A 24,984-nucleotide genomic window follows, 5' to 3' on the forward strand; every position below is an offset into this window, starting at 1 on the left:
TGGCACGGGGACGGCGTCCGATGAGGACCGTCCTGGTCATAGGAGCCGGCCTGATCGGCACGTCCGCGGCCCTGACGCTCGCCGGACGCGGCGTCACGGTGCATCTGGCCGACAACGACCCGGACCGGGCCCGGACGGCGGCGGCCCTCGGCGCCGGCAGCGACGAGCCGCCCCCCGGCCCAGTGGACCTGGCACTCGTCGCCGTGCCGCCCGCGCACACCGCCGCCGTGCTGGCCGGGGCGATGCGCGCGGGAGTGGCGCGCGGCTACGCCGACGTCGCCGGAGTCAAGGGCGGCCCCCGGCGCGAGCTGGAGGACCTGGGCCTCCCTCTCGGCTCGTACATCGGCACCCACCCCATGGCGGGCAAGGAGAGCTCCGGCCCGCTCGCGGCGAGCGCCGACCTGTTCGAGGGCCGCCCTTGGGTGCTCACCCCGATGCCGGACACCGACACGGAGGTGCTGAACCTCGCCCTGGAACTGGTCGCGCTCTGCCGCGCCGTGCCCGTGATCATGGACGCCACCGCCCACGACCGGGCCGTCGCCCTCGTCTCACACACCCCGCAGCTCGTCTCGTCGATGGTCGCCGCACGACTCCGGGCCGCCGACGAGACAGCGGTGCGACTGTGCGGCCAGGGCATCCGCGACGTCACCCGGATCGCCGCGTCCGACCCGCGGATGTGGACCGAGATCCTCGCGGCCAACCCGGGCCCCGTCGCGGAGGTGCTCGCGGAAGTGGCGGCCGACCTGGAGGACACCGTCGAGTCGCTGCGCGCCCTGCAGTCCGCCGACGAGGCCAAGCGGCGCGGCGGCGCGGCGGTCATCGAGGACATCCTGCGCCGGGGCAACGCGGGCCGCGCCAGAGTACCCGGCAAGCACGGCGAGGCACCCGCCTCCTACGAGACGGTGGCCGTCCTCATCAGCGACCAGCCGGGCGAACTGGCCCGCATCTTCGCGGACGCCGGCCGCGCGGGCGTCAACATCGAGGACATACACATCGACCACGCGACCGGCCGCCAAGCAGGCCTGGTCCAACTGCTGGTGAGCCCCACAGCGGCCCCCGCCCTGAGCACAGCCCTCAGCGAACGCGGCTGGTCGATCCACCGCTGACGACACGAGCCCGGGCAGCGGAGCCGGGGCCCCATCCTCATGTGTGCCGAGCCTGTTCTAGGTCGGCCGGGCGGAGGCAGCGACCTTTTCAGACGGGGTTGAGGTTGCAGCGGGCGGCTCCAGGGGCTCGTGATGGCTTGCGCTATGCATTCCGAGGTATATACCGTTGATTGCATGACGGGGCGGTGGGAGATCGAGATCGAACCCGAGGTACGGGACTGGCTGGAGCTGCTTCCGTTCCGCCTGTACCGGCGGGTCGAGGACAAGACGGACCGACTGCTGGACAAGCCGACGACCCTCGGAGAGCCGTACTCGCGGCACCTGGGTGGCAAGCTACGTGAGCTTCGCTTCGAGTTGGACGGCGAAGCCGTACGCATTCCGTACTGGCTCGCGCCGGCGCAACGGATCGTTCTGCTGACGGTGTTCCGTAAGACGAGGATGCGTGAGGCGGCGGAAGTCGAGCGTGCGCATCAGGCCCAGAAAGTCTGCGAGGCCGAGCATGGACATGCCCAGCACACGTACGAGCGGCGCAAGGAGAGTTGATGAATCACAGCACGTGGAGGACACGCCGGGCTCAGCAGCTCGCAGGTGAGGCGGTGGAGTACGACCAGGAGTATGTTGACGCGCGGCTGGCCGGCGACCTGGGGCAGGCGGTGTACGACCGTCGGATCGAGCTCGGCCTGTCTCAGACAGACCTGGCAGAGCGGGCTGGAATGACCCAGCCCCAAGTCTCCCGGATGGAGGGCGGCGACACCGTGCCGACTCTCCCGTTGCTGCGGCGCCTGGCCAAGGCACTGGAAGGCACGCTGAACCTGACCATCGACGAAGGCGACTCGCATGTCACCTTCACCCCACACGCCGCCTGAGCCCGCGGCAGCCGAACCGCCGACTACGTACTCCGAAGGGCACATACGAGTCCACAGGTGCCCTACCTCTGTGCACCCGGCAGGACTCGAACCTGCGACACCCGTTTTGGGAGTTCGATGCGGGGGCGCTGAGGGGTGCTGTCGGTGACCGGTGCGACGGCCGGACGGAGACGCTGGCGTACCTCCCCGTCCGGTGTCGTTGATGTCAGCTACGGATGCCAGGGTCTGCCTGGCCCGTGGGTCTTTGTGGGCCGGCCGTCATCACGGGTACCGGGACCGGGCGGGAACCGTCGGCCAGTGACTCCGCGCCGGCCACACCGACCAGTGACGCGGCCACGGCAGGCCGTACCGGTACCAGCGGCGGCTCTCCGTGCGCCATCGTGGCCCGGAAGGCGCGCAGTACTCGTACGGTGCCCTCGGCCCCGCGTGCCACAGGTTCCCCGGCGAGGGTGAAGGTCGGAGGGGTGCGTTCCTCCTCGCGTGCGTGGCCCTCCGGGGTTGCCCAGCCCTCCGTTCTGACACGGACTGACCGCCGACACCCCCACCGGCCAGGCGTCCGTGAGAGCTAGCACCGGGGAGAGGGGGTGCGTGCAGTACGCCGTGGGAGCGATACGCCCGCGCCAGTGCGCCGGATCACCGATCAGGCCAGCGGCCTCGGCTGGGGACGTGCCGTGTAGATAGTCCGCTTCGATCAGGCTGATCCGGCCCAGCCCCCCGGCCTCGATCGCCTGAGACGGACGTGCGGATGGACCACGTAGTGCTCGGCGAAGGAGTAGGTCGCGGACGACCTGTCCGCCGCCGCGATGAGCCGCTCCCCTTCCGCGGCGTCCACGCATGCCGCCGACTCGGACAGCACATGCACCCCACGGTCCAGGAACGCGATGGCCAACGGCGCGTGCTCGTCGAAGTCGTTGGCCAGCACGACCCCGTCAAGACGGTGCTCCAGCAGCTCCTGCCACCGCTCCACCAGCACCGCACCGGGAAACCGCGCCCGCGCCACGGCACGGCGTTCGGGGTCGCGGTCACATGCCGCCACGACCTCCATGCCCACCTTGCGGCACCAGCCTGCCAGATGAAACCCCATCCTGAGCCCTACCACTCCTACCCGCATACGGACGTCCTCTTCCGAATTCCCCTTCCTTCACAGCTGGTTTCCCATCACGGAAACGCAGCAGGCGGAGGGACTGACCGAAGCGCACGTCCCGGACACGACGAAGGGCCAGCTCAGGAGGGGAACCCCTCCTGAGCTGGCCCTTTTCTCTGTGCCCCCGGCAGGATTCGAACCTGCGACACCCGCTTTAGGAGAGCGGTGCTCTATCCCCTGAGCTACGAAGGCCGGTGGCGGCACGGTGAGGTGCGGATGTGCCACCGCCGACAGTGTAGCGGGTGGGTCGGAGGGTGGCGGGCTGGTCAGGTGAGGGGGACCCGGCGGAAGCGGCCCGCCTCACGTAGGTCGGCCTCGATGTGTGCGGCCGTTTGCTTCAGGGGCGGCAGGATGTCCGTCGCGCAGTCCGCTGCCGTGCGGCGTGCGGCGTGCATGGCGACATTCACCGCGGCCACCGTGCGGCCCTCGCGGTCGCGTACCGGGACCGCGAGGGAGCGCAGGCCGGCCTCCAGTTCCTCGTCGACCAGGGCGTAGCCCAGGGAGCGGGCCTCCGGGAGGGAGAGGAGGACGTGGCCCAGGGCCGTCGACCGGGCCGGGAGGCGGGTGCCGAGGGTGATGTGGGCGCTCATGACGCGGCTCGTCGATGCGCGGGCCGTGTACTGGATCTCCTCGCCCGAGTCCGACAGGACGGCCAGCGAGGCCGACTCGTGGACGCGGTCGGCGAGGGCGGTCAGGTGGGGCTGGGCGATCTGGGGGAGGGAGGTGCGGGAGAGGGGCGGGAAGCCGAGGGAGAGGACTCGGGGGGTGAGGGTGAAGCGGTGGTCGGGGGTCTGCCGTACCAGGCCCGCGTGTTCGTGGGTGATCAGGGCCCGGCGGGCTGTCGCGCGGGCCAGGCCCGTCGCCTTCGCGACCTCCGTGAGGGTCAGCGCGCTGCGGCCTTCGCCGAACGCCGTCAGTACCGTCAGGCCGCGGGCCAGGGATTCGATGAACTCCCGGCCCAGTTCGTGTTTCGACGCGGTCGTCCAGGTGGCCAGGCCGGAGCGGGGGGTGCCCGGTTCGGGTGGTGGGGCGGTGCGCAGGTCGTTCTCCATCGCGGTGACCGTCGAGCGGAGGCGGGGGAGCAGGGTCGTGCGCAGATTCTCGGCCGTGTGGCGGCTGGTGTGGCTCACCACGCTCGCCACGCACGCCACCCGGCCGGTGCCGGGGTCCCGTACCGGGGCCGAGATCGCGACCAGGCCGGGTTCGATCAGCTGGTCGTCCAGGGCGCAGTCGGTGGCCGCCGCGGCGGCCGTGCGGTGCTCGAAGTCGTCGTCCTGGGCGGTGTGCTCGCGTGGGGGTACGGCGGGGAAGGTGCGGTCCTCCGGGTCCGCGGCCCGGCGCTCGTGCCAGTGGCGCCAGTCCGCCTCCGTCCACTCCGTGGCGAACAGCGGTCCCGGCGCGGTGCGTTCGGCGGGGAGGAGGTCGCCGATGCGGAAGCTCAGGGACATCGCGCGGCGTCGGGTGGCCTGGTGGATGAAGCGGATGCCGTCCCGGTCGCCGACCGCGAGGGAGACCGACTCGTCCAGTTCGCCGGCCAGGGCGTCGGCACGGGAGGAGAGCAGGGCGGGGAGGCGGAGTGCGGCCAGGTAGGCGTTGCCCAGTTCCGTCAGGCGGGGGGCGAGGGTGACGTCGCGGCCGTCCAGGCGGACGTATCCCACACGGGCGAGGGTCGCCGTGACGCGGTCGACGGTGGAGCGGGCCAGGCCGGTGGCCTTCTCCAGGCCGCTGAGGCTGAGGGTGCCGCCGTCGTCCGCCTCGGTCAGCCGCCGCAGTACGGCGATACCGCGCAGCAGCGGCGCGACCGCCTCGGCCGGCGGGGCGGATGGAGCGGACGGAGGGGGCGCGTGCGCGGGTCGTGTTTCGGCGTTCCCGGTGCCGGGTGCGGCGGCGGCCTCCCCGCGGGCGGCGTCGTTCGTGGTGTGGGCGGGCATCGGCTCTCCGGTACGGCGGTCGCGGCAGGGTTACCGTAATGCCGCCGGGGGACGGGGTCGGCCGTCGCCGTGTGGGCGGGTATCGGTTCTCGGGTTCTCCGGTACGGCGGGTACGGCGGTCGCGGCAGGCCCACGGTAATGCCGTCGCCGGGCGGGGTCGGCCGTCGCCGTGTGGGTGGGCATCGGCTCTCCGGCTCTCCGGCTCTCCGGTGCGGCGGTGCGGCTGGGCGATGGCTACCGTAATGCCGCCACCGGACGGGCCGGTCGTCACCTGGGCGTCATTTGCGGGTGACCCGCACCTGGTGGTCGCCCTTCAGGTCCGCTCCGGACACCGCGATCGTGATGTTCCGGCGTGGGTCCTTGAAGGTCTCGCCGGGGGTGAAGGCGGCGTCCGAGAGTTCGGCGTGGACGTTCGGGCTGCGGGTGCAGCCGCCGCTGTCCCGGCGGGAGTCGTAGACCGTCACCGGGCCCATGCCCGTGTCCACGTCGGCGTCGACCTTGTAGATCAGTACTCCCGGGCGGCACACCGTCTCGTCGTTGCCCGCGCGGGTGCGCAGTTCTACGGCGTAGCCGGACTTGCCGTCCAGTGGGACGACCACCAGCTTGTCGCCGCCCTTGTCGGCCAGCGGGGTCAGTGTGTACTCCGTCGTTCCGGGCGCCGCGGCGCAGTGCACCTGGGAGGGGTCCAGCCAGCCCAGTTTCCACTTGTGCCAGCCGAGGAGGTCGTTGTTGGCGCCCCAGTCCTCGCTCATGATGTCCCAGTGGCCGACGGCCCCTCCGCCCTCCTGGGTGTAGAGGTCGGGGAGGCCGAAGACGTGGCCGTTCTCGTGGGGCAGGACCCGGTAGCCGGTCTCGTCGTAGGAGCCGGAGCCGTCGTCCTGGCGGGAGTAGACGAAGGACGCGTTGGCCACCGGGACGCCGTCGGCGACCGGGGCCTCGGTGTTGCCGGCGAAGGTGACGGACAGGACCGTGTCCAGGGCGGAGGGGCCCGCGTTCGGGGTGACCAGCACGTTCAGGAGGTCGTACGACCGGAAGTCCACCTTCGCGTCGGCCGCCGCCACCAGGTCCTGGACCAGGCTCCGGTAGCCGGGGTCGAAGGGGGCGCCGCGTTCTATGCCGTACTCGGCGAACGACTTCGGCATGCGCAGCCAGTCCCGGATCGGGGTCTCGGGCTGGTAGTCGAGGCGGCCGTAGGAGCTGGTGCGGAACCATTCCTCGGTCTGCGGGAAGAACTCCGCGTAGCGGTCGAGCGCCTTGCCCTCGCCGGGCGCGTCCGAGAAGTCGATCATCAGGGTGAGGGCGCGTACGGTGCCGGTCGGGCGGGCGTAGCCGGCGGAGGTCGGGACGCCCTCGGACATCTGGATCTCGGAGCCGCCGCTGATCATGCAGGGGCCGTGCGCGGAGGAGCGGGAGAGGGCGGCCGGGCCGGGGCCGGACGCCGTGGTGCTCGGCGCGAGCCGGCCGGTGCCGGCCGAGGTGCTGACCGCGAAGGTCACGACGGTGACGGTCGCGATCGCGGCCAGCCGGCGCGGGCGTATCCGACGGCTCGGCGCCTGCGGCTGCGGCTGCATGCGGACCTCCCGGACCACGGCAGCCGCCGGACACCGGCTGCACCCTTGCGATCACCCTGTGCCGAGGGGTGGGAGGGCGCGCGCTGGAGGAGCCGATCGTGGGTTTCTCGCCGGTAGCCGCCGATCGGGGGGCGTGCCCGGAGGGCGTATTCGGGGGCGGCGGTCAGGTCGTGACGCAGGTCACAGTGAATCTCATCGAGTCCGGGAAATAACCGGGGATCGTTTCCCCGTTTAGCCCTGTGTCCGAGCGAAACGGGGATTCCCTCCCCGGATCGCCAGCCAAGCCGTCCGAGGAGTACGCCGTGCAGACCGCAACCCCCGAGCAGCACAAGGCGACCCGGCCCCGAGCCGACGCCCTGCGCAATCGGGAGCGGATCGTCGCCGCCGCCCGGGAGATGTTCGTCGAGCACGGGCCCGACGTGCCGCTCGACGACGTCGCCCGCCGGGCCGGCGTCGGCAACGCCACGGTGTACCGCAACTTCCCCGACCGCGACGCCCTCGTCCGCGAGGTCGTCTGCTCGGTCATGGACCGTACGGCACGGGCGGCCGAGCTCGCTCTCGCGGAGACCGGCGACGCCTTCGAGGCGCTGGAGCGCTTCGTGCACGCCTCCGTCGACGAGCGGATCAGTGCCCTGTGCCCCATGGTGTCCAGCACGTTCGACCAGCACCACCCCGACCTGGAAGCGGCGCGCGAACGGGTCGAGCGACTCGTCGCCGAGGTCATGGACCGGGCGAAGGCGGCCGGTCAGCTCCGTACCGACGTGGACGTGGGCGACCTGATGATCGCCGCGGCCCAGCTCAGCCGGCCCCCGGCCGGTACGGGGTGTCTGAGCGCCGACCGGTTCGTCCACCGCCACCTGCAACTGTTCCTGGACGGGCTGCGGGCTCCCGCCCGCTCCGCCCTGCCGGGCGCGGCCGTGACCATGGAGGACCTGCGCCGGCCCTGCGACCAGTAGTCACGCGAAGACTCACCGTCTGACCGGAGGACGACGGCTCCCGTAGCCGTCGACCCCGGCCCAGTCGTCCCTTTACTCACCTTTTTCCGTCACGAAGTCCCGAAGTGGGTATCCCCATGTCTGAAACAGCCGTCAAGGCCTCCGGCGTCACCGACGCCCCGGACGCCGGACGCTGGAAAGCGCTCGTCTTCATCGCGCTCGCCCAGCTGATGGTCGTCCTCGACGCCACCATCGTGAACATCGCCCTGCCCTCGGCCCAGCAGGACCTCGGCATCTCCGACGGCAACCGGCAGTGGGTCGTCACGGCCTACGCCCTCGCCTTCGGCGGTCTGCTGCTGTTCGGCGGCCGGATAGCCGACCTGTGGGGCCGCAAGCGCACCTTCGTCCTCGGGCTGGGCGGCTTCGCCGTCGCCTCCGCGCTCGGCGGTGCGGCCACCAACGAGGCGATGATGTTCGGCTCCCGCGCCCTCCAGGGCGTCTTCGGAGCGCTGCTCGCGCCCGCCGCGCTCTCGCTGCTCGCCGTGATGTTCACGGACGCCAAGGAGCGCGCCAAGGCCTTCGGCATCTACGGTGCGATCGCCGGTGGTGGCGGCGCCGTGGGTCTGATCCTCGGCGGATTCCTCACCGAGTACCTGAACTGGCGCTGGACGTTCTTCGTCAACATCCCGTTCGCGATCGTCGCCGCGGCCGGTGCGTACCTCGTCATCCGTGAGCCGCAGGGCAGCCGCAACCGCTCGCCGCTCGACATCCCCGGCGTGATCCTGTCCACCCTCGGTCTGGTCGCGCTCGTCTACGGCTTCACCCGCGCCGAGTCCAACGGCTGGAGCGACGCGGTGACGGTCGGCATGTTCGTCGGTTCCGCCGTGCTGCTCCTCGCCTTCGTGCTGGTCGAGTCGAGGGTCAAGGCCCCGCTGCTGCCGCTGCGCGTGATCACCGAGCGCAACCGGGGCGGGATCTACCTCTCGCTGGGCCTCGCGATCATCGCGATGTTCGGTCTGTTCCTCTTCCTGACCTACTACCTGCAGATCGTGAAGGGCTACTCGCCGGTGAAGACCGGCTTCGCCTTCCTGCCGATGATCGCGGGCATGATCACGGGCTCCACGCAGATCGGCACCCGTCTGATGACCCGGGTCGCGCCCCGGCTGCTGATGGGCCCCGGCTTCCTCGTCGCCGCCGTCGGCATGCTGCTGCTGACCCAGCTGGAGATCGACACCTCCTACACCGCCGTGCTGCTGCCCGGCATGCTCCTGCTCGGTCTCGGCATGGGTACGGCGTTCATGCCGGCCATGTCCCTGGCCACCATGGGCGTGGAGCCGCGGGACTCCGGTGTCGCCTCCGCGATGGTCAACACCTCGCAGCAGGTGGGCGGCGCGATCGGTACGGCGCTGCTGAACACGATCGCCGCCTCCGCGACCACGTCCTACATCGCCGACCACATCGGCGGCGCGGCCTCCCGGTCCCAGCAGCAGCTGGTCCAGCTGGAGGGTCAGGTGCAGGGCTACACCAGCGCCATCTGGTTCGCCGTCGGCATCCTGGTCGCGGCGGCCGTGATCGCCCTGACCTTCGTCAACGCCGGCCGCCCGGGCGGCACCGCCGTCACGGGGTCCGGTTCGGGTGACGCGGCGGAGGATGAGCTGCCGGTGCCGGTCGTCGCCCACTGACGACGCCGGACGCGGTACCCCTTCGGTTCTTCGGGCCACCTGTTCCACCCGTGCGCAGGGGGAGGGGACGCCCCCTCGCGCACGGTTCCCAGGACCTGCCCCGGCCGCGCGCTCAGCGCAGCCAGGGCAGGTCCGCACCCGCTTCGCTCGGCTGAAGTCCCTCGGCGACGATCCGCATGATCTCGCCGAGGGACTTCTGCTGTTCGGGCGTGAGCCGGTCGAACACGGCCTGGCGTACGGCCTCCACATGGCCCGGCGCGGTCCCGCTCAGCACCTCGTACCCCTCGTCCGTGAGGATGGCGAACTGGCCCCGCTTGTCGGAGGGGCAGTCCTCGCGGCGCACCCAGCCGTTTTTCTCCAGGCGGGCGATCGCGTGCGAGAGGCGGGAGCGGGTGATCTTCGCGTACCGGGCCAGCTCCGTCATCCGCAGCCGCCGTCGCGGTGACTCGGCGAGCTTGACCAGCAGGCCGTAGTAGACGTGCGGCATGCCCGCGTCGCGCTGGAGCTGACGGTCGAGGTGGTCCTCCAGGAGGGTCGCGGCCTCGATGTAGGAGCGCCAGACGCGCTGTTCATCGGCGGTGAGCCAGCGGGGCTCTTCGGCGGGGGCGGCCGGAATGGGTGCCGTGTTCATGTAACCCATCGTACGCAATCACTTCTTGAAGTTTAAACAAAGTGGGCGTAGATTCGAGCACAGAGAGAGATTGAGAGTTCAAGTACTGGGAGCCGCCCTCATGTCCGCCGCCACCCGGGAGCGCATGCCCGCCCTCTACCTCAGTCACGGCGCCCCGCCGCTCGCCGACGACCCCGTCTGGCCCGGCGAACTCGCCGCGTGGGCCGCCGCCCTGCCGCGCCCCAAGGCGATCCTCGTCGTCTCCGCCCACTGGGAGGAGGCCCCGCTCGCCCTCGGCGCCACCCGGACCGTCCCCCTGGTCTACGACTTCTGGGGCTTCCCGGAGCACTACTACCAGGTGCGCTACGAGGCTCCCGGCGCACCCGCGCTCGCCGAGTCCGTCCGCAAGCTGCTGCGCGCCCCCGGCACGCCCGTGCAGGACGTCCCCGACCGCGGCCTCGACCACGGCGCGTACGTGCCGCTCGTCGAGATGTACCCCGGCGCCGACATCCCGGTCCTCCAGGTCTCCATGCCGACCCTCGACCCCGCGCGGCTCATGGAGATCGGCCGCAGGCTCGCGCCGCTGCGCGACGAGGGCGTGCTGATCATCGGCTCCGGCTTCTTCACCCACAACCTGGCCGCGCTGCGCCAGGGCGGCGTCCCCGCCTGGTCCGCCGAGTTCGACGACTGGGGGCGGCGCGCGCTGGAGGCCGGTGACGTGGACGGGCTGCTCGACTTCGCCCGCAAGTCCCCGGCGGGCCTGCTCGCCCACCCGCGCACCGAGCACTTCGCCCCGCTGTTCGTGACGATGGGGGCGGCGGACGCGGCCGGTGAGCCGGACCTGCGTGAATCCGTGATCGACGGGTTCTGGATGGGGCTGGCCAAGCGGTCGGTGCAGTTCGGCTGAGCGCGCGCCCCACGGGGAGGGCTCGCGCCTTGCGGTGGGCTACAGCGGCTTCTCGTACCAGGCCACGTCCCAGTACCGGCCGAACTTCCGGCCCACCTCGCGGTACGTACCGACGTACCGGAAGCCGAAGCGCTCGTGCAGCCGGGCGGAGGCGGCGTTGGGCTGCGCGACGCCCGCGTAGGCGCGGTGCAGGTCCTCGCCGGCCAGGGCCTCGAAGAGGGACGCGTAGAGAAGCGTGCCGATGCCCCGGCCGCCGGCCCGCGGGGCGACGTAGACGGTCGTCTCCACCGAGGTCCCGTACGCGGGCTTGGCGCGATAAGGGCTGGATGTGGCGTAGCCCAGAATCTCCTGTGAGTCGGCGTCCGTGGCAACCCTCAGCCGGTGCGGGCCGTCTTCAGGGTGGGAGAGCAGCCAAGGGCGGCGCTCTTCCGGGGTGAAGGTGTCGGTGTCGAACGTGATGGGCGTCTCACGTACGTAGTGGTTGTAGAGGTCGGTGAGGGCCTTGAGATCGTCCTCGACTCCCGGCCTGACCTGGACCTCTGTACGTCCCGGCGCCATCGTGCCTCCTTATGTGGCGGCACAGGGTACTGCATGATCAGAAAAATCGGGGGGCGGGTTGGGAATTCTGTCCGGATTCCAGTCGTTGTTTCCATCGGATGCAGGGCACCCGAGGAGAGTCCCGAGAGGGACCGGAGACCGGATCCGGGACCGAGCACACCGTAGACGACAACCCCACACGGTGCCCGGCGTCCACCGGACCACCCGCTGAACCACCATCGCAAGGGAGCACGCATGGCAACCCGTGCCGTCGCCCGTCGTAAGTCCGCCACCGGCGGGACCTCCGACGCGGCAACCAGCGTCCGCGCAGCCGGCGGCGAGCTCGCCGACCGCGATCTGGTCGGCATGTACCTCGACGAGATCGCACGGACCCCCCTGCTCGACGCCGCCAAGGAGGTCGAGCTGTCCCAGACCATCGAGGCGGGTGTGTTCGCGCGGCAGGTCCTCGAAGGCTACGAGGAGACCGGGGCGGACGCCACCCGGGAGGAGCTGGAGGCCCTGATCGAGGAGAGCGAGCGGGCGAAGGACGTCTTCATCCGTTCCAACCTCCGCCTCGTCGTCGCGGTCGCCCGCCGCTACCCCCGCAGTGGTCTGCCCCTCCTCGACCTCATTCAGGAGGGCAACGCCGGCCTGGTCCGCGCGGTCGAGAAGTTCGACTACCGCAAGGGCTTCAAGTTCTCGACGTACGCGACCTGGTGGATCCGCCAGGCCATCACCCGGTCGATCGCGGACCAGTCGCGCACCATCCGGCTGCCCGTCCACCTGGTGGAGGAGCTGGGCCGGATCCGGCGCGTGCAGCGCGAGTTCAACCGCGAGCACGGCCGTGAGCCGGAGCCCGCCGAGATCGCCGCCGAGCTCGGTTCGACGCCCGAGCGCGTCACCGACGTACTCGACTGGGCCCGCGACCCCGTCTCGCTGAACATGTCGGTGGACGACGAGGGCGAGACCCAGTTCGGCGACCTGCTGGAGGACACCTCCGCAGTGTCGCCCGAGCAGTCGGTGATGACGCTGCTGCGCAGCGAGGAGCTCGACGACCTCATCGGCCGCCTCGACCCGCGCACGGCCTCCATCATCAAGATGCGGTACGGCATCGACGACGGCCGCGAGCGTACGCTGACCGAGGTCGGCAAGGAGCACGGGCTCACCCGCGAGCGGATCCGGCAGATCGAGAAGCACGCGCTGCTGGAGCTGAAGAAGCTGGCCCGCGACACCGGGTTCGAGGCGGCGGCGTAAGCGAGTGGCGGGACAGCCGGCGGCACGGCAGGGGCGGGTCGCCGCCGGAGGTCGTGATGCGGGGGCGTGACGTGACGCGTGGGGCGTACGCCGGTGGCCGAACCCCGCGCAAACATGGCTGTACAACGCTGCTTCAACCGGCGGGGGCCCGGGAACAAGAACTCCGGGACAGCAGTTCGGGTCCGGGACACGGGCCCCGAACCGTTCCCTCCGCCCCTTTGGACCACGTCCCGACGCACTCCCCCCGGCGCCGGGACTCTCCCGAGCCGGGCTCGGCGCCTCTCCCCCCGGGGCGCCGCAGCCCGGCTCCTTCCGCATCGCAAGCACGAGCCGGCCGCGCGCCCGAGCGGCTCGGCGAGGCGGGACTTCCCCCGGCCGGAGCGGGGCGTGGGAGGCGGGGCACCCCGAACCTGAACCCCGGGGTGGCCCGCCGAATGGCAGATTCTGCCACAGCGGCATAGCCTGCCGAAGTGAGCAGCACCACCCCAGCATCGTCGGCGGCCCCCGCGCCCGGTCCGGCCCCCGTCTCCCTGACCGAGCGGCGCAAGGCCGAGACCCGGATGGAGATCGCCCGCGCGGCGGCCCGGCTCTTCGTCGGCCAGGGCCTGCGGGCCACCCGCGCCGAGGACATCGCCCGGGCCGCCGGTATCGCGCCGCGCACCTTCTACCGCTACTTCGCGACGAAGGAGGAGGCCGTCGCCCCGCTCTACGCCCTGGGCGCCGAGCGCTGGGCGCAGGCGGTGCGCGAGGCCCCGGCCGAGTTGTCCCAGCCCGAGGCCCTGGAGTACGCCGTACGGCACACGCTGACGCCGGGTGCCGGGGTGTCGGCGCCCTCCTGGGAATGGGCCCGCGCGCTCATCCGCCTGGCCGAGACCAGTCCGGCGCTGCGGAAGGTGTGGGCGGAGGTCTGCCAGACGGCGGATCGACGCCTCGTGGAGGTGCTGGCCGTGCGGACGGCGCAGGGGGACGACAACGTTGCCGCGCGGCTGCGGGCCTCTCCCGAACTGCACTTCGCGGCAGCCGTGGCGGGTGCGGCGGTGCGCGTGGCGGTGGAGTACTGGGCGGTCTCCGCGGAGGCCCCCTCGGCCGAGGGGGCGCGGAGCCCGCTGGAACTGGCGTTGCGGAATCTGCAGGTGTTGCGGGAGGTCCCTTGGGAGGGCGGCCCGGGTGGTCCGGGTGGTCCGGGTGGTCCGGGTGGTCCGGGTGGTCCGAGCGGTCCGGGTGGTCCGGGTGGTCCGGGTGGTCCGGGCGGTTCTACGGGGTAGGGGTCGGGCGCGCTTCGGTGTCGCCGGTGGCGGGGCCGGTCACCGGTCCGCTGCCGCCCTCACCAGCCTCGCCCCCAACCCCCGTACGCACTCCACCAGTTCCGTCGGCTCCCGCACCCGGAAGTCCACCCCCAGCATCGCGAGACGTACCGCCATCCACTCCACCGCGTCGGACACGGTCGCCCGCAGGACGCACGACGCGCCGTCGTCCGCCGGCTCCGGTGTGCCGAGCCACTGCGGCAGCCGTGCCGCGACGACCTCGACCGGTGCGTCGAAGGCGACCACGATCTCGTACGAGTCGCCGCGCCGCTGCATCGAGCGCCGCAGGTACTCCGCCGCGCTCCCCGTCGGCAGCTCCCGCGGGGCGAACCGCGCACCCGTCGCGAACGGCTCGCTCACCCGGTCGACCCGGAAGGTCCGCCAGTCGTCCCGGTCGAGGTCGTAGGCGACCAGGTACCAGCGGCGGCCCGTCGACACCAGCCGGTACGGCTCCGTCACGCGGCGCGACTCGACACCGTCTCCCGCGCGGTAGGCGAACCGCAGTCGCTCCCGCCCGGCCACCGTCGACGCCATGACGGTCAGCGTCTCGGGCGCGATGCTCGGACCGTCCCCGCTGGTCAGCGGCGTCGTCGCGGCCTGGAGGTTGGCGACGCGGTGACGGAGCCGGCCCGGCAGCACCTGCTCCAGCTTGGCCAGCGCCCGTACCGACGCCTCGTCCACGCCCTCGACCGCGTGACCGGCGCCGGCGCGCAGCCCGACCGCGATGGCCACCGCCTCCTCGTCGTCGAGGACGAGTGGCGGCATCGCCTTGCCGGCCACCAGCCGGTAGCCGCCGTCGGAGCCCATGGTCGCCTGCACGGGGTAGCCCAGCTCGCGCAGCCGGTCGATGTCCCGCCGGACCGTGCGGCGGGAGACCCCGAGCCGGTCGGCGAGCTCGCCGCCGGGCCATTCGCGGGGCGTCTGGAGGAGGGAGAGCAGCGTCAGGAGCCGGGCCGGTGTGTCCGTCGTCATGCGTTCGAGGATGCCGTACATCTAGGACGCGACCTGTCCTACTGGGCCCATAGCTTTCTTCCATGACCTCAACGCACACCCCAGGGCCCGCACCCGCCCAGCCCGCCGCGGGCGACCGACGTCGCTGGTTCGCCCTCGCGATCGTGATGACCGCGGCGTTCATGGACCTGGTCGACGTCACCATCGTCAACATCGCGATCCCGTCGATCCGGCAGGACGAGGGCGCCACCTTCAGCCAGATCCAGTGGATCACCGCCGGTTACGCCCTCGCCTTCGCCGCCGGTCTGATCACCGGCGGGCGGCTCGGTGACATCCACGGCCGCAAGCGGGTGTTCCTCATCGGCATCGGCGGCTTCACCGTCGCGTCCGCGCTGTGCGGCCTCGCCGTGAACCCGGAGATGCTGGTCGCCTCCCGCATCCTCCAGGGCGCGATGGCGGCGCTGATGGTGCCGCAGGTGCTGTCGATCGTGCACGCGACGTTCCCGGCGCACGAACGCGGCAAGGTGTTCGGGCTGTTCGGCGCGATCGTCGGACTGGGGGCCGTCTCCGGCCCGCTGCTGGGCGCCCTGCTCACCGAGTGGAACCTCTTCGGGCTGGAGTGGCGGCCCATCTTCCTCATCAACCTGCCGGTCGGCATCGCGGGCCTCGTCCTCGGCAGCCGCTTCATCACGGAGTCCAAGGCGCCGCGCGCCCTCAAGCTGGACCTGGTCGGGGTCGCCCTGGTCACCCTCGGTCTGCTGATGCTGGTCTACCCGCTCACCCGGGGCCGCGAGCTGGACTGGCCGCTGTGGGGGTACCTGTCGATGGCCGGCTCGGTCGTCGTCCTCGGGGTGCTGGTGGCGTACGAGCGGCGGAAGACCGCCCGGGACGGTTCGCCGCTGGTGGAGCTGTCGCTGTTCAAGGTGAAGAGCTTCGCGGCGGGCATCGCCGTGCAGACCGTCTTCGGGGTCGCGCTCGGCATCTTCTTCCTGGTCTGGACGCTGTACATGCAGGAGGGGCTCGGCTGGAGCCCGCTGCGGGCCGGGCTGACCGGCGTGCCGTTCTCCATAGCCGTCTCCGTGGCGGCCGGGGTGTCGGTGCAGAAGCTGGTCCCGCGCTTCGGGCGCAAGGTGCTCCAGGCGGGCGCGCTGGTGATGGCGGCCGGAGTGCTGCTCTACATCTGGGAGTCGGAGCGGTACGGGCTCGGCATCACGTCCTGGCAGATGGCGCTGCCGCTCGTCGTCATGGGCCTCGGCATGGGGCTGATCGTCGCCCCGCTGACCGACGCGGTGCTGTCCCAGGTGCCGCGTGAGCACGCCGGGGCGGCGTCGGGGCTCATCAACACGGTCCAGCAGATGGGCAACGCGCTGGGACTGGGGCTGGTCTCGGTGGTCTTCTTCGGCACGATGAGCGACCACCTGACACCGGCGCGGATCGGTGCGGCCTACGCGGACGGCTTCCAGAACGCGCTGGGCTGGGTGGCCGGGGTGATGGGCGTGATCTTCCTGCTGATGTTCGCGCTGCCCAGGCGGCCGGCCCAGCACGTGGAGGGCGCCCAGGAGGAGGCGCGGGCGGAGGAGAAGGAGCCCACGCTGGTCTGAGCCCACGCTGGGACGGAGGGGCGGGTCCGGTACTTCGGTGCCGGGCCCGCCCCCTTCTTTCCTGATGCCCGTTCATGTCTGTTTGAGTCCGAGCGCTTCCGATTTCCTGTTTACATTCTGGAATACCGGGCGTAATCTCCGAGTGAAACCACAGGTTCGGGCATAGGTCGGAGGCGATCGGTGATGTACGCACCGGAGCGGCAGCAGGAGATCCTCCGGCTCGCCCGGGACGGCGGCCGGGTGGACGTGGTGTCGCTGGCCGAGGAGTTCCAGGTGACGGCGGAGACCATCCGCCGCGACCTCAAGGCGCTCGACCGCGCCGGTCTGCTCCGCCGGGTGCACGGCGGCGCGATCCCCGCCGGGCGGCTGGACTTCGAGCCGGACCTCGCCGAGCGCGAGTCGACGGCCGCCGACGAGAAGGACCGGATCGCGAAGGCGGCCCTGGCGGAACTGCCGACCGAGGGCACGATGATCCTCGACGCCGGTTCGACGGTGGCCCGCATGGCCGCCGCGATCCCGCCGGAGACCTCGCTGACCGTCGTCACCCACAGCCTGCCCATCGCGGCCCGGCTCGCCGACCACCCCGGCATCCAGCTCCACCTGGTCGGAGGGCGCGTGCGGCACCGTACGCGCGCCGCCGTGGACGCCTGGGCGCTGCGCGCGTACGGCGAGATCCGCGCGGACGTGCTGGTGGTGGCGGCCAACGGCTTCTCCGCGGAGCACGGTCTGACCACCCCGGACCTCGCCGAGGCCGCCGTCAAGCGGGCCGCGGTCGCCGCCGCCCGTCGCGTGGTGCTGCTCGCCGACTCCTCCAAGCACGGCCAGGAGCACTTCGCCCGCTTCGGCGCCCTGAGCGATGTGGACCTGCTGATCACCGACAGCGGGATGAGCCCCGAAGACGCCACCGCCATCGAGCGCGCCGGCACGGAAGTAGTACGCGCATGATCCTCACCGTCACCCCCAACCCGTCCCTGGACCGCACCTACGAGGTCCCCTCCCTCGACCGCGGCGAGGTCGTCCGCGCCACGGGCGAGCGCGTGGACCCGGGCGGCAAGGGCGTGAACGTCTCGCGCGCGGTGACGGCGGCCGGTCGGCGCACCGTCGCGGTGCTGCCGCTCGGCGGCCCGTCCGGCGCCCTCGTCACCGAACTGCTCGACGCCCAGGGCATCGAGGTCGCACCGGTGCCGATCGCCGGGGTCACCCGGGCCAACATCGCGCTCGCCGAGGCCGACGGCGTCCTGACGAAGATCAACGCGCCGGGCCCCGAGCTGTCGGCGGCCGAACGGGAACTGCTCCTGGAGACCGTACGGCGCCAGTCGCGCGGCGCGGACTGGATCGCCTGCTGCGGCAGCCTGCCCCGCGGACTCGCCCCTTCCTGGTACGCCGACCTGGTCGCCCGAGCGCACGCCGCCGGCGTCCGCATCGCCCTGGACACCTCCGGGCCCGCCCTGCTCCAGGCGTTGCGCGAGCGGCCCGACGTGGTCAAGCCGAACGCCGAGGAGCTCGCGGAGGCCGTGGGGCGCCCCCTGGCCACCGTCGGCGACGCCGTGAAGGCCGCCGAGGAACTGCGGGAGTTGGGCGCCCGGTCCGTGCTCGCCAGCCTCGGCGCCGACGGCCAGCTCCTCGTGGACGACGCGGGCACCTGGTTCGGCAGCGCCCGCGTGGACGCCGTACGCAGCAACGTCGGCGCCGGTGACGCCTCCCTCGCCGGTTTCCTCGTCGCCGGCGGTGCCGGTCCGGGCGCGCTCGCCTCCGCCGTCGCGCACGGCGCCGCCGCCGTGCAGCTGCCCGGCAGCGTGATGCCGACGCCGGGCGACCTGGACCCGGGGGCGGTGACGGTCACGGCGGAGGTGCCGGTGGACCGCGCACTGAAGGAGCCGGCGTCATGAACTCCCTCCCCGGCTCCTATCCCGACTGCCTTCCCGGCTTGCTCCTTGACCCCCATCCCGTCCCGGACCCCCGCGGCCCGGGCTCACGCCCCCACCGCAGTGCCCCCGTCCCCCTCCCCGCCCCCGCCCACCACCCCACGTTCCGGGCGATACGCGAGCTAAGGAGCCCGCGATGAGCGACATGATCACCGCGGATCTGGTCGACCTCGACCTGTCCGCCGACACCAAGGAAGCGGCGGCGCGCGCCCTCGCCGAGCGGATGGTGGCCCAGGGCCGGGTGACCGACCTGGACGGCTTCCTCGCCGACGTGGCCGCGCGTGAGGCGCAGATGCCGACCGGCCTCGACGGCGGCATCGGCATCCCGCACTGCCGCAGCGAGCATGTCACCGAGCCGACGCTGGCCTTCGGGCGCAGCGCGGCCGGCGTCGACTTCGGGGCGGCGGACGGCCCGGCCGACCTGATCTTCCTGATCGCCGCCCCGGCGGGCGCCGACGACGCCCACCTGACGATCCTCTCCTCCCTCGCCCGGCAGCTGATGAACGCCGAGTTCACCGGCGCGCTGCGGTCGGTGGGCGACGCGAGTGCCGCCGCGGCGCTGATCCGCGGGGAGGAGCCGACCGGTGCCGGAGACGTCTCCGAAGGCGACTTCGAAGGCGACTCCGAAGGTGTCCCTGAAAACGCCTCCGAGGGCGCCGAGGACTCCGTGGCGGTCTCGGCGGCGGCCTCCGCCGAGACCGCCACGGGCAGCCCCGACGAGGGGAGCGACGAACCCGGGCGCCCCTTCCGTATCGTCGCCGTCACCTCCTGCCCCACCGGCATCGCGCACACCTACATGGCGGCCGAGTCGCTGGAGAACGCGGGCCGCGAGGCGGGCGTCGAGGTCGCCGTCGAGACCCAGGGCTCGGCCGGCTTCACCCGGCTCGACCCGGCGGTGATCGAAGCGGCGGACGGCGTGATCTTCGCCCACGACGTGCCCGTGCGCGAGAAGGACCGCTTCGCCGGGAAGCCCACCGTCGACACCGGCGTCAAGGCGGCCATCAACCGGCCCGCCGAACTGATCGGCGAGGTCCGCGGCAAGGCGGCCCGCGGCGAGGTCGCGGCGGCCGGTGCGGGCGGTTCGGCCGGTTCCGCCGGTGCGACGCCCGTCGAGCGCGGTGGCGGGGCCGGTGAGGGATACGGGACGAAGCTGCGCATCTGGCTGATGTCGGGTGTCAGTTACATGGTCCCGTTCGTCGCCGCGGGCGGTCTGCTGATCGCCCTGGGCTTCGCGATCGGCGGCTACGAGATCAACAAGGCGCCGTCGGTGATGGACCACTTCGTGTGGTCCCAGGCGGACAGCTGGGCGGCGCTGCTGTTCCAGATCGGCGGCGTGGCCTTCGCCTTCCTCGTCCCGGTGCTGGCCGGTTACATCGCCTACGGCATGGCCGACCGGCCGGGCCTGGTCCCCGGCTTCGTCGGCGGCTCGATCGCGCTGACCATCAACGCCGGGTTCCTCGGCGGTCTGGCGGCCGGTCTGATCTCCGGTGCCGTGGTGATGGCGATCCAACGGGTACGCATCCCGGCGGCGTTGCGCGGCATCATGCCGGTGGTGGTGATCCCGCTGATCTCCTCGGCGGTGGTCGGGTTCCTGATGTTCGTGGTGATCGGCAAGCCCATCGCGTCCGCGCAGAAGGCGATGACCGACTGGCTGAGCGACCTGTCCGGTGCCAACGCGATCCTGCTCGGCGCCCTGCTCGGCCTGATGATGTGCTTCGACCTCGGCGGCCCGGTCAACAAGGTTGCCTACGCCTTCGCCACCGCCGGCATCGCGGTCTCCGACCCGAGCGACTCGGCGATGAAGATCATGGCGGCGGTCATGGCGGCCGGTATGGTCCCGCCGCTCGCGATGGCCCTGGCCACGACCGTGCGGAGCAAGCTCTTCAACGCCGCCGAGCGCGAGAACGGCAAGGCCGCCTGGGTGCTGGGCGCCTCCTTCATCTCCGAGGGCGCGATCCCGTTCGCCGCGGCCGACCCGCTGCGGGTCATCCCGTCCTCGATGGTGGGCGGCGCGGTCACCGGCGCCCTCTCGATGGCCTTCGGCGCCACGCTGCGCGCCCCGCACGGCGGCATCTTCGTGGTCCCGCTGATCGGCAACCCGCTGCTCTACCTGGTCGCCATCGCGGCGGGCGTCTGCGTCACCACGGCCCTGGTGATCGTCCTCAAGGGCCTGCGCAAGCCGGCGCCGGGAGTGCCGGCACCGGGCCCCGGCGGCGCGGACCCGTCGGCCTCGGCGCCGGGGGCCAAGCAGCCGGTGGCCGCGTAGGGGCGGTCTTCGTCAACGGTGCCGATGCACGGGCCGGGTTCCGCAGGGGACCCGGCCCGAGGGCCTCCTCGGCCCGGCTGCCTCCTCGACCCGGCGGCGTCCCCGGCCCAGGAGACCTGCCGCGGTCTAGGAGACCTGAGCCGCGCGCCGTTCCATCGCGCGGCGGGCGGAGTCCTCGCTGTCGTACACCTCGCACATGTGCCGCCCGTCGGGCGTGGCCGTGTGCTCGACCTCCCAGAGGGAGACCTCCGCGCCGTCCCGCAGCAGGAACGCGTGCTCGTAGAGCGAGAAACCGATCCGGGCGCGGCCCGTGCGGCCGGGGCCGCCGAACGCCTGGGTGATCTGGTGCGCGGACGCCGTCGCCAGCAGCGCGGCGAGGTCGGCGCCGGGCCGGTCCGCGTTCTCCGCGCGGCGCAGCAGCCGGCGGGCGTGGTCCGCCGAGGCGTCGGGGACGTAGGCGTGCCGCGGGGCGGGCACCGGGGACAGCTGCACCTGCACCGGCAGCTCGAAGTCCGGTGTGTCCGGCGGCAGTGCCAGCCGGGCGGTGGCGGTGCGCAGCTCCTCCTCGTCGACGTACACCTCGTGCTGCGGTTCGCTGCCCGGGGCGGTGTTGTGGACCAGCTCCCAGAGCGTGACCGCCGAGCCGTCGGCGAGCAGCCAGGTGTGCCGGTACGTCTCGCGGTGCAGCCCCGCGCTGTGGTGCGCGGAGTGCAGGGAACCGTCGTGCGCCAGCGCGCAGTCCAGTTGCCGTATCGTCTCGTCGGGCAGCTCGAACGAGTTCAGGGCGCGACCGAGCAGTCGCATGAGGTGCTCCTCCGGAGACTCGGGCGACTCGGGTGGTTCGTACGCTGCCGTCTCGTACGGAACGCTCAAGGTTTCTCCCGGCGTTGCTGCATGTCACCTTGTGGGTGCATACCGTAGCCCCTCGGTCGGACATCATGTCCGGGAACCGAGAAAACGTACGTCCGAAAAACGCGCGGGCCGCGCGAAAAGTTCCCGCGCGACCCGACGAATCGTCAAAATACGCTGCTCAGAGGCCGGTCAGGCGGAGCTTCCGGCGACCCACTCGCTCCAGGGCATGTTCCAGCCGTTGAGTCCGTTGTCCGGCGCGACCGTGTCGTCCGGGGAGTTCTTGACGACCACGACGTCCCCGATGAGCGAATTGTCGTAGAACCACTTGGCGGGGGTGTCGCCCTGCCCGCCCTGGACGTCCCGCAGTCCGACACAGCCGTGGCTGGTGCCCTGGCGGCCGAAGGGCGGATTGCTCGGCTTGTACCAGTAGTTGCCGTGCAGGAAGGTACCGGAGGTCGTCAGCCGCATGGCGTGCGGCACGTCCCGGATGTCGTACGCGCCGCCGAGCCCGACCGTCCTGCTGTCCATGCGCGTCTGCAGGATCTTCTCGGAGATGACCATCTGCCCGTTGTACGTGGTGTGCTGGGCGTCGCCCGCCGAGATCGGGACGCTCTTCATGGTCTTGCCGTCGCGCACGACCGTCATGGTCTGGGTGTTGGCGTCCACCGTGGAGACCTGTGCGCGGCCCACGGTGAAGGTGACGGTCTTCTTCTGCACGCCGTAGACGTCGTTCGCACCCTCCACCCCGTCCAGGTCGATCTTCATCGTGACCTTGGAGCCGGCCTTCCAGTACTCCTCGGGCCGGAAGTCGAGCCGCTGCGACCCGAACCAGTGCCCGACCACCTCCTGCCCGCTGCTGGAGGTGACCGTGATGTGCGACTGCACGCTCTTGCGGTCGCTGATCGCCTTGTCGAACGTGAACGACACCGGCATCCCGACCCCCACCGTCGTGCCACCGTCCGGGGTGTACGTGCCGATGAAGCTGTTGGCCGAGGAGACGGTGGTGAAGACCGAGTCGGCGGCGGCCGTGCGGCCGGCGGTGTCCTTCGCGGTCGCCGTGATCCGGTACTTCGTGCCGCGCTCCAGCTGCTCCTTCGGCTTCCAGCTCCCGCCGTCGGCGGAGACCTCGCCCGGCACGACGGCGCCCGTCTCCGGCACCGTCATCTTCACGTCCGTCAGCCTGCCGTCGCTGACCTGCACGCCGGTCGCGTTGATCGAGGCGCCGGTCGAACCGTTCTCCGCCGAGATCACGACCTTCGCGACCGAGGTCCTGGCGGAGCCCGCCCCGCCCTTGCCGTCCTTCTTGTCCTCGGCACTGGCGCTTCCGCCGCAGGCGGTGAGGGTGAGGGCGCCGACCACCAGGGCGGCACAGGCGCCCAGTACGCGCCGCGCAGATATGTCCGGCGTTGTCACGGGCTGCTCCAGGTTCGGGTGTTGTGCGGTGTTCGCTTCAGACCTGTAGAGGTGCCCGGCGGCCGACGGGGTTCCCACCGGCCGCCCGGAACGCCGACGCGTGACAGAACCGGGACAATCACCCGCTCGGCACGGACCGCACTACTTGGGAGAGTTGCTCCTCGGATCCGGTCAGCCGGCCCTGGACGGACGTCCGTAGAGCTCCTCGTACGACGGCCACGCCCCGCCCGGCCCGTCCACCGGCTCGGCGGCCCGGACGGCGCGCACGATCGCGCGGGTCACCACGTCCGCGCCCGCCGCCAGCACCTCGTTCAGCGCGAGCGGCTGGGCCGCGTCGAGGGGGCGCCGCCCGGTCGCCAGGGTGAACACCGTGTCCCCGTCGCTGAGCAGGTGCACCGGCCGCACGGCACGCGCGATGCCGTCGTGCGCCGTGCCGGCCAGCTTCTGCGCCTGCGCCTTGGACAGGTCCGCGTCGGTGGCGACCACGGCGAGCGTGGTGTTCAGCGGGGGCGGCGCGTTCCTCGCCGCGACCTCGGCGAGACGCCGCCCCGCCGCCTCGTGGACACCCGGCGCCGGGTACTCCACCCGTCCGCCCCGGAACAACTCCCCGTACAGCACCCCCGTCTCCGGATCCGTCACCGATCCCGCCGCGTTGGCCACCACCAGCGCCGCCACCGTGATCCCCGAGCCCAGCACGGTGCTCGCGGTGCCGATACCGCCCTTCAGCGTGCCGACCACGGCTCCCGTGCCCGCCCCGACGGACCCCTCGGCCACCCCCGCGCCCGGCGTGCTCGCGTGGGCCGCCTCGGCCGCCGCGCGTCCGGTGGCCGCGTCCGGCCTGGCCCGGAAGTCGCCCCCACGCCCCAGGTCGAAGACGCACGCCGCGGGCACCACCGGCACCACGTGCGCGGGGTCCGGGCCGACACGCACCCCGCGTCCCCGCTCCTCCAGCCAGGCCATCACCCCGGACGCCGCGTCGAGCCCGTACGCGCTGCCGCCGGTCAGCACCACCGCCTGGACCTTCTGCACCAGGTTGCGCGGATCGAGCGCGTCCGTCTCCTTGGTGCCGGGACCTCCTCCGCGCACGTCCACGGCGGCGACCGCCCCGCCCTCCGGCGCGAGTACCACCGTCGTGCCCGTGAGCCACCCGTCGCCGGTGCGCGTCGCGTGCCCCACCAGCAGGCCGGCCACGTCCGTCAATGCGTCAACTGTCATGCCGCCAGTCTCGTCCAGGCACCGGCGCCTGACGGCGGCATCAGGGGCGCCCGGGAAGTCGGGGCGCCCCGCAGCGGAGGGGCCGTACCCTGGAGCCATGAGCACCACCCCCGAACCCGAGCCCCGCGCGCCCAGGCCGGCGCTGGTCTTCGACGACCCGCTGGACCAGCAGACCTCGGACGACACCGACCGGGGATGGGGCGAGCGGCCCGAGGGCGACAGCGCGGCCGACCTGAAGCGCTTCCTCGACGAGAAGCCGCCCCACCACCTCTGAACCGTGCGGCTACCCGCCGAGCCGCTCCCGCCTCGGGCGGTCCTACGGGCGGTCGTGGCCCGAACCGCGCTGCGCGACCAGCGCGTCCCGGATCTCCTTGAGCACCTCCAGCTCGGAGACCTCGACGATCTCCCGCGAGCTCTCCTTCGCCTTGCGGCGGGCCTCCTGCCGCGCGAGGTACTTCGCCATGGGCAGGACCATCATGAAGTAGACGACCGCCGCGGTGATCACGAACGTGAGGGTGGCACCCAGCACCGAGCCCCACAGGATGCGCACGCCCGTGGCGGCGTCCCCGGTACCGGTGCACGGGCCCTTGAGACAGGAGCTGTAGCTGTCCAGGCTCTTGGTGCCGAACGCTCCGACCAGGGGGTTGATGACCCCCTTCACCACCGAGTTGACGATGTTGGTGAAGGCGGCACCGATGACCACCGCCACCGCCAGGTCGATCACGTTTCCGCGCATCAGGAAGGCCTTGAAGCCCTGCCAGACGCTCGGCTCGTTCTTCTCGCTCACCTCGGGGGCTCTCCTTGTATGCACAGGTCTCGCGCGAACGGGTCTCGCACGGACAGGGTGTGGAACAAAACGCTCCGCAACCTACGTCAGTGCTGGGCCGTCCTGTCCAATCAGGTCCTTCGAACGA

General features: G+C 72.0%; 23 protein-coding genes and 1 tRNA gene. 13 read left to right on the forward strand and 11 right to left on the reverse strand.

All coding sequences use genetic code 11. The features are described from left to right. Positions 1–20: 20 nt before the first annotated feature. The 3 genes from RI578_RS23335 to RI578_RS23345 all read left to right on the forward strand — a co-directional run bounded on the left by RI578_RS23335 (position 21) and on the right by RI578_RS23345 (position 1,972). Positions 21–1,106 carry a prephenate dehydrogenase gene (locus RI578_RS23335; RefSeq protein WP_310872893.1) on the forward strand — a complete coding sequence of 362 codons (1,086 nt, stop codon included), beginning with the start codon at positions 21–23 and terminating at the stop codon, positions 1,104–1,106. 174 nt (positions 1,107–1,280) lie between these two features. Then, positions 1,281–1,649 (forward strand): type II toxin-antitoxin system RelE/ParE family toxin, encoded by a 369-nt coding sequence (locus tag RI578_RS23340; RefSeq protein WP_310872894.1) that lies wholly within the window; start codon positions 1,281–1,283, stop codon positions 1,647–1,649. Continuing rightward, positions 1,649–1,972 (forward strand): helix-turn-helix transcriptional regulator, encoded by a 324-nt coding sequence (locus tag RI578_RS23345; RefSeq protein WP_310872895.1) that lies wholly within the window; start codon positions 1,649–1,651, stop codon positions 1,970–1,972. The genes RI578_RS23340 and RI578_RS23345 overlap by 1 nt, the downstream gene beginning before the upstream one ends. Before the next feature lie 691 nt (positions 1,973–2,663). On the opposite strand, the gene RI578_RS23350 is transcribed toward RI578_RS23345, so the two are convergent. The 4 genes from RI578_RS23350 to RI578_RS23365 all read right to left on the reverse strand — a co-directional run bounded on the left by RI578_RS23350 (position 2,664) and on the right by RI578_RS23365 (position 6,618). Beyond that, positions 2,664–3,083 (reverse strand): Gfo/Idh/MocA family oxidoreductase, encoded by a 420-nt coding sequence (locus tag RI578_RS23350; RefSeq protein ID WP_310872896.1) that lies wholly within the window; start codon positions 3,081–3,083, stop codon positions 2,664–2,666. A gap of 152 nt (positions 3,084–3,235) precedes the next feature. Then, positions 3,236–3,308 (reverse strand) — tRNA-Arg (locus RI578_RS23355). A gap of 74 nt (positions 3,309–3,382) precedes the next feature. Beyond that, positions 3,383–5,047: an IclR family transcriptional regulator C-terminal domain-containing protein gene (locus tag RI578_RS23360; RefSeq protein ID WP_310872897.1), complete on the reverse strand. Its 1,665-nt coding sequence runs from the start codon at positions 5,045–5,047 to the stop codon at positions 3,383–3,385. Positions 5,048–5,325: 278 nt separating this feature from the next. Further along, positions 5,326–6,618, reverse strand: a complete 1,293-nt coding sequence (locus RI578_RS23365; protein ID WP_310872898.1) for a M6 family metalloprotease domain-containing protein — start codon at positions 6,616–6,618, stop codon at positions 5,326–5,328. 302 nt (positions 6,619–6,920) lie between these two features. Here RI578_RS23365 and RI578_RS23370 point away from each other — a divergent pair, with 302 nt between their 5' ends. Together RI578_RS23370 and RI578_RS23375 are read left to right on the forward strand one after the other, a co-directional pair. Continuing rightward, the gene (locus RI578_RS23370; RefSeq protein WP_310872899.1) at positions 6,921–7,574 is read left to right on the forward strand and encodes a helix-turn-helix domain-containing protein; all 654 of its coding nucleotides are present in this window, start codon (positions 6,921–6,923) and stop codon (positions 7,572–7,574) included. A 116-nt stretch (positions 7,575–7,690) separates the two neighbouring features. Next, entirely contained in the window at positions 7,691–9,235 is a 1,545-nt protein-coding gene (locus tag RI578_RS23375; RefSeq protein ID WP_310872900.1) for an MFS transporter, read from the forward strand. Positions 9,236–9,347: 112 nt separating this feature from the next. Here RI578_RS23375 and RI578_RS23380 read toward each other — a convergent pair whose 3' ends face one another. Beyond that, the gene (locus RI578_RS23380; RefSeq protein ID WP_210963823.1) at positions 9,348–9,866 is read right to left on the reverse strand and encodes a MarR family winged helix-turn-helix transcriptional regulator; all 519 of its coding nucleotides are present in this window, start codon (positions 9,864–9,866) and stop codon (positions 9,348–9,350) included. 100 nt (positions 9,867–9,966) lie between these two features. Between RI578_RS23380 and RI578_RS23385 the strand changes: the two genes are divergently transcribed. Next, on the forward strand, positions 9,967–10,752 hold the full coding sequence (locus tag RI578_RS23385) for a class III extradiol ring-cleavage dioxygenase (RefSeq protein ID WP_310872901.1): 786 nt from the start codon (positions 9,967–9,969) through the stop codon (positions 10,750–10,752). Between the two features lie 39 nt (positions 10,753–10,791). Here the strand turns inward: RI578_RS23385 and RI578_RS23390 are convergent, their stop codons facing one another. Further along, entirely contained in the window at positions 10,792–11,310 is a 519-nt protein-coding gene (locus tag RI578_RS23390; RefSeq protein WP_310872902.1) for a GNAT family N-acetyltransferase, read from the reverse strand. A 234-nt stretch (positions 11,311–11,544) separates the two neighbouring features. Here RI578_RS23390 and RI578_RS23395 point away from each other — a divergent pair, with 234 nt between their 5' ends. Beyond that, positions 11,545–12,543, forward strand: a complete 999-nt coding sequence (locus RI578_RS23395; RefSeq protein WP_310872903.1) for a sigma-70 family RNA polymerase sigma factor — start codon at positions 11,545–11,547, stop codon at positions 12,541–12,543. Between the two features lie 470 nt (positions 12,544–13,013). Beyond that, entirely contained in the window at positions 13,014–13,808 is a 795-nt protein-coding gene (locus RI578_RS23400; RefSeq protein ID WP_399061147.1) for a TetR/AcrR family transcriptional regulator, read from the forward strand. Between the two features lie 39 nt (positions 13,809–13,847). Here RI578_RS23400 and RI578_RS23405 read toward each other — a convergent pair whose 3' ends face one another. Further along, on the reverse strand, positions 13,848–14,819 hold the full coding sequence (locus tag RI578_RS23405) for a YafY family protein (protein ID WP_310872904.1): 972 nt from the start codon (positions 14,817–14,819) through the stop codon (positions 13,848–13,850). A gap of 62 nt (positions 14,820–14,881) precedes the next feature. On the opposite strand from RI578_RS23405, the gene RI578_RS23410 reads away from it, so the two are divergent. The 4 genes from RI578_RS23410 (at position 14,882) to RI578_RS23425 (ending at position 20,590) form a co-directional block, all read left to right on the forward strand. Beyond that, positions 14,882–16,399 (forward strand): MFS transporter, encoded by a 1,518-nt coding sequence (locus tag RI578_RS23410; protein ID WP_310872905.1) that lies wholly within the window; start codon positions 14,882–14,884, stop codon positions 16,397–16,399. A 183-nt stretch (positions 16,400–16,582) separates the two neighbouring features. Continuing rightward, positions 16,583–17,344 carry a DeoR/GlpR family DNA-binding transcription regulator gene (locus RI578_RS23415; protein ID WP_310875838.1) on the forward strand — a complete coding sequence of 254 codons (762 nt, stop codon included), beginning with the start codon at positions 16,583–16,585 and terminating at the stop codon, positions 17,342–17,344. Next, positions 17,341–18,288, forward strand: a complete 948-nt coding sequence (pfkB, locus tag RI578_RS23420; protein ID WP_310872906.1) for a 1-phosphofructokinase — start codon at positions 17,341–17,343, stop codon at positions 18,286–18,288. Before RI578_RS23415 ends, pfkB begins: the two co-directional genes overlap by 4 nt. Before the next feature lie 172 nt (positions 18,289–18,460). Beyond that, a complete protein-coding gene (locus RI578_RS23425) occupies positions 18,461–20,590 on the forward strand; it encodes a fructose-specific PTS transporter subunit EIIC (protein WP_310872907.1) in 2,130 nt (709 codons plus the stop codon). Between the two features lie 126 nt (positions 20,591–20,716). Here the strand turns inward: RI578_RS23425 and RI578_RS23430 are convergent, their stop codons facing one another. The 3 genes from RI578_RS23430 to RI578_RS23440 all read right to left on the reverse strand — a co-directional run bounded on the left by RI578_RS23430 (position 20,717) and on the right by RI578_RS23440 (position 24,070). Then, a complete protein-coding gene (locus tag RI578_RS23430; RefSeq protein ID WP_310872908.1) occupies positions 20,717–21,463 on the reverse strand; it encodes a DUF6227 family protein in 747 nt (248 codons plus the stop codon). Between the two features lie 168 nt (positions 21,464–21,631). Next, a complete protein-coding gene (locus tag RI578_RS23435; protein ID WP_310872909.1) occupies positions 21,632–22,855 on the reverse strand; it encodes an Ig-like domain-containing protein in 1,224 nt (407 codons plus the stop codon). A gap of 171 nt (positions 22,856–23,026) precedes the next feature. Beyond that, positions 23,027–24,070 (reverse strand): P1 family peptidase, encoded by a 1,044-nt coding sequence (locus RI578_RS23440; RefSeq protein ID WP_310872910.1) that lies wholly within the window; start codon positions 24,068–24,070, stop codon positions 23,027–23,029. 97 nt (positions 24,071–24,167) lie between these two features. Here RI578_RS23440 and RI578_RS23445 point away from each other — a divergent pair, with 97 nt between their 5' ends. Then, the gene (locus RI578_RS23445; RefSeq protein ID WP_121747538.1) at positions 24,168–24,344 is read left to right on the forward strand and encodes a hypothetical protein; all 177 of its coding nucleotides are present in this window, start codon (positions 24,168–24,170) and stop codon (positions 24,342–24,344) included. A 42-nt stretch (positions 24,345–24,386) separates the two neighbouring features. On the opposite strand, the gene mscL is transcribed toward RI578_RS23445, so the two are convergent. After that, complete coding sequence (gene mscL / locus RI578_RS23450) at positions 24,387–24,857, reverse strand: large conductance mechanosensitive channel protein MscL (protein ID WP_310872911.1); 471 nt, start codon at positions 24,855–24,857, stop codon at positions 24,387–24,389. Positions 24,858–24,984: the final 127 nt, after the last annotated feature.

The organism is Streptomyces sp. BB1-1-1 (genome assembly GCF_031597775.1).
GTDB classification, from domain to species: Bacteria; Actinomycetota; Actinomycetes; order Streptomycetales; family Streptomycetaceae; genus Streptomyces; species Streptomyces thinghirensis.